The organism is Xenorhabdus sp. PB30.3 (assembly GCF_963895965.1).
Classification (GTDB): domain Bacteria; phylum Pseudomonadota; class Gammaproteobacteria; order Enterobacterales; family Enterobacteriaceae; genus Xenorhabdus; species Xenorhabdus stockiae.
The window spans coordinates 1-5,084 of sequence record NZ_CAWQMW010000054.1 but is presented as its reverse complement, the minus strand read 5'-3'; the positions used below and the strand labels follow the sequence as shown (position 1 = coordinate 5,084).

7 protein-coding genes and 1 pseudogene are annotated in these 5,084 nt (G+C 36.7%); 6 read left to right on the top strand and 2 right to left on the bottom strand.

Going from position 1 to position 5,084, the window contains the following annotated elements; genetic code table 11:
• Positions 1-115 precede the first annotated feature (115 nt).
• Positions 116-769, top strand: coding sequence for an RHS repeat-associated core domain-containing protein (locus tag AACX38_RS20725; protein WP_304957226.1), 654 nt, complete (start codon positions 116-118; stop codon positions 767-769).
• Positions 770-780: 11 nt separating this feature from the next.
• Positions 781-1,233, top strand: a complete 453-nt coding sequence (locus AACX38_RS04405; protein ID WP_228865799.1) for a hypothetical protein — start codon at positions 781-783, stop codon at positions 1,231-1,233.
• A 114-nt stretch (positions 1,234-1,347) separates the two neighbouring features.
• Here AACX38_RS04405 and AACX38_RS04400 read toward each other — a convergent pair whose 3' ends face one another.
• On the bottom strand, positions 1,348-1,668 hold the full coding sequence (locus AACX38_RS04400) for a SymE family type I addiction module toxin (protein WP_228865798.1): 321 nt from the start codon (positions 1,666-1,668) through the stop codon (positions 1,348-1,350).
• A gap of 376 nt (positions 1,669-2,044) precedes the next feature.
• On the opposite strand from AACX38_RS04400, the gene AACX38_RS04395 reads away from it, so the two are divergent.
• Entirely contained in the window at positions 2,045-2,299 is a 255-nt protein-coding gene (locus AACX38_RS04395; protein WP_228865797.1) for a hypothetical protein, read from the top strand.
• A gap of 133 nt (positions 2,300-2,432) precedes the next feature.
• Complete coding sequence (locus AACX38_RS04390) at positions 2,433-2,972, top strand: DUF4303 domain-containing protein (protein ID WP_228865796.1); 540 nt, start codon at positions 2,433-2,435, stop codon at positions 2,970-2,972.
• Between the two features lie 204 nt (positions 2,973-3,176).
• On the opposite strand, the pseudogene AACX38_RS04385 reads toward AACX38_RS04390, so the two are convergent.
• Positions 3,177-3,269: pseudogene (locus AACX38_RS04385) on the bottom strand (IS982 family transposase); the annotation flags it as partial.
• A 244-nt stretch (positions 3,270-3,513) separates the two neighbouring features.
• Here AACX38_RS04385 and AACX38_RS04380 point away from each other — a divergent pair.
• Positions 3,514-3,804: a hypothetical protein gene (locus AACX38_RS04380; RefSeq protein WP_228865795.1), complete on the top strand. Its 291-nt coding sequence runs from the start codon at positions 3,514-3,516 to the stop codon at positions 3,802-3,804.
• 659 nt (positions 3,805-4,463) lie between these two features.
• On the top strand, positions 4,464-4,766 hold the full coding sequence (locus tag AACX38_RS04375; RefSeq protein WP_228865794.1) for a hypothetical protein: 303 nt from the start codon (positions 4,464-4,466) through the stop codon (positions 4,764-4,766).
• Positions 4,767-5,084 lie beyond the last annotated feature (318 nt).

The following is a 5,084-nucleotide window of genomic DNA, read 5'->3' as shown; positions in this document are numbered from 1 at the left end:
CGAAGCGCCTGTTCCCAGAGATTGACAGGTGAGGCCATAGGACACCTCCCTTGGTGTTAGGAAGATAGAGAGTCATCATGACACAATATGGATCACGGCTGTAGTACTAGGGGTGTTGGGGGAAAATCCCGAATTAAATCCGGGCCTGAAGTTCGCCGGTCAATGGCTGGATGAAGAGAGCGGGCTGGTCTACAATCGGCACAGGTATTACTCGCCTGTTGCCAGTTGTTATCTGACGCCTGATCCGATTGGTCTGGCTGGAGGTGAAAAGCCGTATGCTTATGTTGGCAACCCGACCAAAGCGGTTGATCCGCTGGGTTTGGCTGGGTGTGAAGATCCATGGAAAATAGTCGATCGTTTCAGGCGCTCGAAAAACAAGATGGAACCTTTAGGGGGTCATATACCAACTCCGGGAGATAACATGGGGACGGTTGCCTTTTTTGAAATGAATGGCCGCCGGATATTTGGTGTAAACTCTGGGACATTGATAAAAAAGGATAAAGCATTAGGTAAAAAATGGAATGAAAAGATTGACTATTTATCTAAAGATGAGAAAGGAACCTCAGCTTTCCATGCTGAAGGGCATGCCTTAATGCGAGCCTATGAAAAGTCCGGTGGTGTAATGCCAAAAGAAATCACGATGTATGTTGATCGACAGACTTGTGGTCATTGTGAACGTTTTTTACCTGCCTTGATGAAAGAAATGGGCATTGAGCAAATGAAGCTATTCTCCAAAAATGGTGCTTCAGTAGTTTTGCATGCAAAATAGAGATTAATAAGATGGAAGGATTTGAAATTAGATACCCTGGTAGCCGCCAGATTTATGATTCACCCTCAATCGAGCAGTTTGATAAATTATTTTTGTCTGGGGATGTTTCTTTGTGGAAACAATTACCTGAAGGATACATATGTTATCAATCTCCTGATAAAGGCCTTTTCAAGTTGGCGTATATATATTGTTTTGATAATTCAACTGTCTCGATGTCATATAATATTAATGGTAAGGATGGGTATTTTGCTTTAGCTAACCCTGACCTAATTAATAAATTTATCGATGCACATGATGAGAACTTGGTTCCATTAGGTAGTTGTGTCAATTTGAATGAAGCCCATATTCTTGTTATGGAGTTTCTTGAGAATCCGATGCAAAAGCCTTCACATATACCGTGGATATCGAGTGATGATGTTGATTATCGGGAATTCTATGAACTGTTGGGTATTGACGATGATTGAAAATGAGATCAAGCGAAATATTTTAGTGAATTACTAAATTAAAATAAGCTGTTCCCATTTACTATTTTTATTATTAGACCGGAAGTATGCCATTGAACTTCCGGTTTTTTATTATCATCCCGCCTGATAATCCCCAATCAGTTCTCGCATCCGCAGCTTAATTTCACTGAGCTGGTCTTGCTGACGAGCGTATTGTTGCTTAATAGTGCAGGTGTCGTCGCTGTCAGGAATAAGCACCAGACAGCCGTCCATAATCTTGACGGTGAGGGTGCTACCAATCTCAAATCCGGCCTGCTTAAGCCATTGCCCTTTAAGATGGATCGCAGGCGGGGCACTGGCCTTGTCATTTTGCGGCACGTATCCCACGGTGTAATAACGTTCTGTTTTGGCAGCTTTATTTGCCGCCCGGTTTTGCTTAGAATGTGCCTTAGCCATCATTCAACTCCTAATTAGTTGCTTGTGGTGAGCAGAGTTAAAGTGTTGGTAGCACTTTAACTTTGCGTTAAATCAAAGGGGTATTTTTACCTTGCCAGTGCCTGTAACTGCTTCTTGATTAAAAAGGCATCCAGCAACTTCTTAATCACTTCCTTGTCTTCCTCCGGTAACTGCTCCACGGCCTGAAACTGCCTAATCCTACAGGATGGGTTGACCCGTTAGGATTAGCTCCATGCCCTGAAAGATATGCACGGTATAAGGAATTTATAAAACAATGACATACTGCGTTATCAGCAGGTAAATTATCCAAAAGTAAAGGTGGTTCGTGGGGGAAATATTTGACTAAATTGACAGGAACAACCTCACCTACAGGAATGTGGAGATCGCATGCGCACCATATAGTCTTCCACAAAAAGGCCCTGCCGCAGCTAAGCCATATATTAAAGATAGCCAGAGAATCTTGAGAGAAGCTGGAATTGATCCTAAATATGGAATTGAGAACCTTGTATGGGCACCAAACAAAAACCATAGCGTAGAAGCAGCGAAAAAAGTTAATGATGTATTAAAAGAGGCGGTATCTTCGGGTAGGTCAATAAAAGATGCCTTGGCAGAACTATATACCTTTTCATAATAGTGAGAGTATCAGCATACTGTGTTCCTTAACCCATGTGTCACGCGGGGTAAGGAGTACTCCTATCATTTTGAAAAACTATTTAGGTGAATTGTTCGCAAAAGATAAAATATTATAGTGCCGGAGTATATTTATGGATTTTCGAAAGCTAGAAAAAGACATTATTGACAGCATTTCTAATTCTGTAAGGCATATAAAAGGGCAAGATTATTGGGAGGATATAAATTCTTTTTGTTTATACACAGATGAAAGTTTTATGTCTCTTTCTTTACTATTTAATACAAATATGCACTTTGAGTCAGTAAAAGATGATGAATATCCTCTAACGTACAAGTACAGTCCAGCAGAATGGTTTAGTGAAACTATTTCTGAAGGTGATGATGAGTATCTGTACAAAAACACTGCTTTTGCTTCTGTGTCGTCACAGATGATGGCTTTTTCTATGAGTGATGAATTTGAAGAAGATGATGGTAGAGATGATGTTATTAAAGCGTGTTTGAATGCAATCAGATATTGTATTGATGAGAATATATTTCAAAAGCCAAAATTAACAATATATTTATTTATTCTGAGTGATGGCTATGATGAGAAAGAAATATTAAATTGGAACAAACCATTGAATGAGTCCATTATTAAAAAGGAACTCACTGAATGGGTTAAAAATGAGCTATAGAAATAACTCATTCAGAAATATATTGTTGTGGTAAATTTGATAACGCTGGCATCATTGCTAGCGTTATTTTTAGTTAAAATAAGAAATAGTTATCCTATTTTATAATCCCCAATCAGTTCCCGCATCCGCAGTTTAATCTCACTGAGCTGGTTTTGCTGGCGTTGGTACTGTTGCTTGATGGTTCTGGTGTAGTCACTATCAGGAATATCCATTATCGAGACAAAACTGCGCCCACTGGGGGATGAAAAGGCGACAAAAGTCGTCGACATCGCAGAAAATTTCAACTAACTTGTTCATGGCCTGTTCCTCTCTGGAGTGGTTTTCGGCTTTCACCAAAACTTTGCTCCTGGAACAGGCCTCTTGTCAATTTATTATCCAGAATTCGGGTTAGCTATATAGATCATAATAATGTAATGCAAGCAGTGATGAGAGCGGGCAGTTTCGAGGCTAGAAAGAATACAAAGATAGCCGAGGAAGTCTTGTTTAAAGGTGAAATACCTTTCGAAGTAATTAAGACTTTAAAAAAATAGTAGGGGGAATTATGCCAGCATTATCGGAATATACAAATGTTTATAATACAGCGCTTAATATTCTTGATAAAAAAGGATATAGAGTTTGGTACGATAAAGAATTACAGGCTTATTGTGCAGAGAGAAATGGCTGGGATTTTATTGGGAATACGCCTTGTGGATTGCTAGGAGTTATAGCGATATATGAATATAAACAGCCGGAAGAATATAAAGAATATTGGTGGCGAGATGATGAAAAAAGGTTGTATCGAAATATACCAGAGGAAAAGCCAGAGTATATATCGATAGTATATAAAAAGTAGTAATAAATAAAACTGAAAAATCTTATTCAGTCTTTTTGTAGTACTTTATTTAATAAATCATCGGTCAAATAAAGTTACCGATGATTTATTTTATCGTTTCCTGCTATTTGACGTAGTTGGAGGTTAATCTTCCCCTGTGTGACAGACATATCTATATACCTTTTCATAATAGTGAGAGTATCAGCATACTGTGTTCCTTAACCCATGTGTCACGCGGGGTAAGGAGTACTCCTATCATTTTGAAAAACTATTTAGGACGCAGGAAACCAAGATTTGTTTTTCTTCCTTTATCTCATCATCTTGTTTGTGTGAATTTTTATTTTAAATGTAAAAATATCTTGTTAATCAATTGATTTATAATCATAAAAATTAGTGTCAACAGATTGAATAACAGAGTCCTGAAATATCCTTTTGGAATTAAATTAAAATTGATTAATCATTCCCTATTCAGGGATGATAGTATGAAGGGCACTACCCATATTTTTGAATGTGGATTGGTAAATAAAATATGACGTTTATTTTGAAGGTATTATTGAACATAGGAAAATGAAAAATAATTTCCCTGCTGTATTGGACAGTTTTATAAAAAGCTACAGTGCATTAAAAAAAGTATCAGTCAACTGTCAGATTCGGAATATTTTGAATTGGATGATGTTTTTTTGAATAATTTAGAAGATTTACTTAAGTTGAAAGTATATCATTTAAAAGCGTTTGAAATTTTATTAAACTCTGCTCCGGAAAGAGCAATTTCTTATTTGAAAAATCATTATTTATCAGCTGATTTGATAGATTCTTGTAATGATCACGTAGCTGATTTAGCATTTATGCTTTCTGATATTAAAGAAATTTTAGGAGAAAATAAATTGAATGAAGTAATAAATTGCCCTGAGTTTACAGAGTGTAATAAAGAATTCTATCGTGTAAAACATGCTATTGAATTTGCTATAGGAGAAGATGAATAAAGTTTAACATTGAGATTGTTTTATTAATATAGAGTATATTGTCTTTTTTAAAATTAGATTATTAGCCTAAATATAATTCTTTCAATTTATATTTTAAAAGCCGGAAATATTTTTGTGATATTCCGGATTTTTATCATCATCCGGCCTGATAATCCCCAATTAGCTCCCATATTATGAGCTTAACTTCATTGAGCTGGTCTTTCTGACGCTAAATAACTTTTCATAATAGTGGGACACTCGATTTACTTTATCTGAAAGAATCTATTTGCAGATTTTTTCAAGAATTTTTTCACATTACTGAGCAGTTGCCACATATAC

Excerpts from the sequence above, each read along its gene's own strand:
- AACX38_RS04405 (WP_228865799.1), top strand. The coding sequence starts at position 781 with ATGGAAGGATTTGAAATTAGATACCCTGGTAGCCGCCAGATTTATGAT.
- AACX38_RS04400 (WP_228865798.1), bottom strand. The coding sequence starts at position 1,668 with ATGGCTAAGGCACATTCTAAGCAAAACCGGGCGGCAAATAAAGCTGCC.
- AACX38_RS04390 (WP_228865796.1), top strand. The coding sequence starts at position 2,433 with ATGGATTTTCGAAAGCTAGAAAAAGACATTATTGACAGCATTTCTAAT.
- AACX38_RS04380 (WP_228865795.1), top strand. The coding sequence starts at position 3,514 with ATGCCAGCATTATCGGAATATACAAATGTTTATAATACAGCGCTTAAT.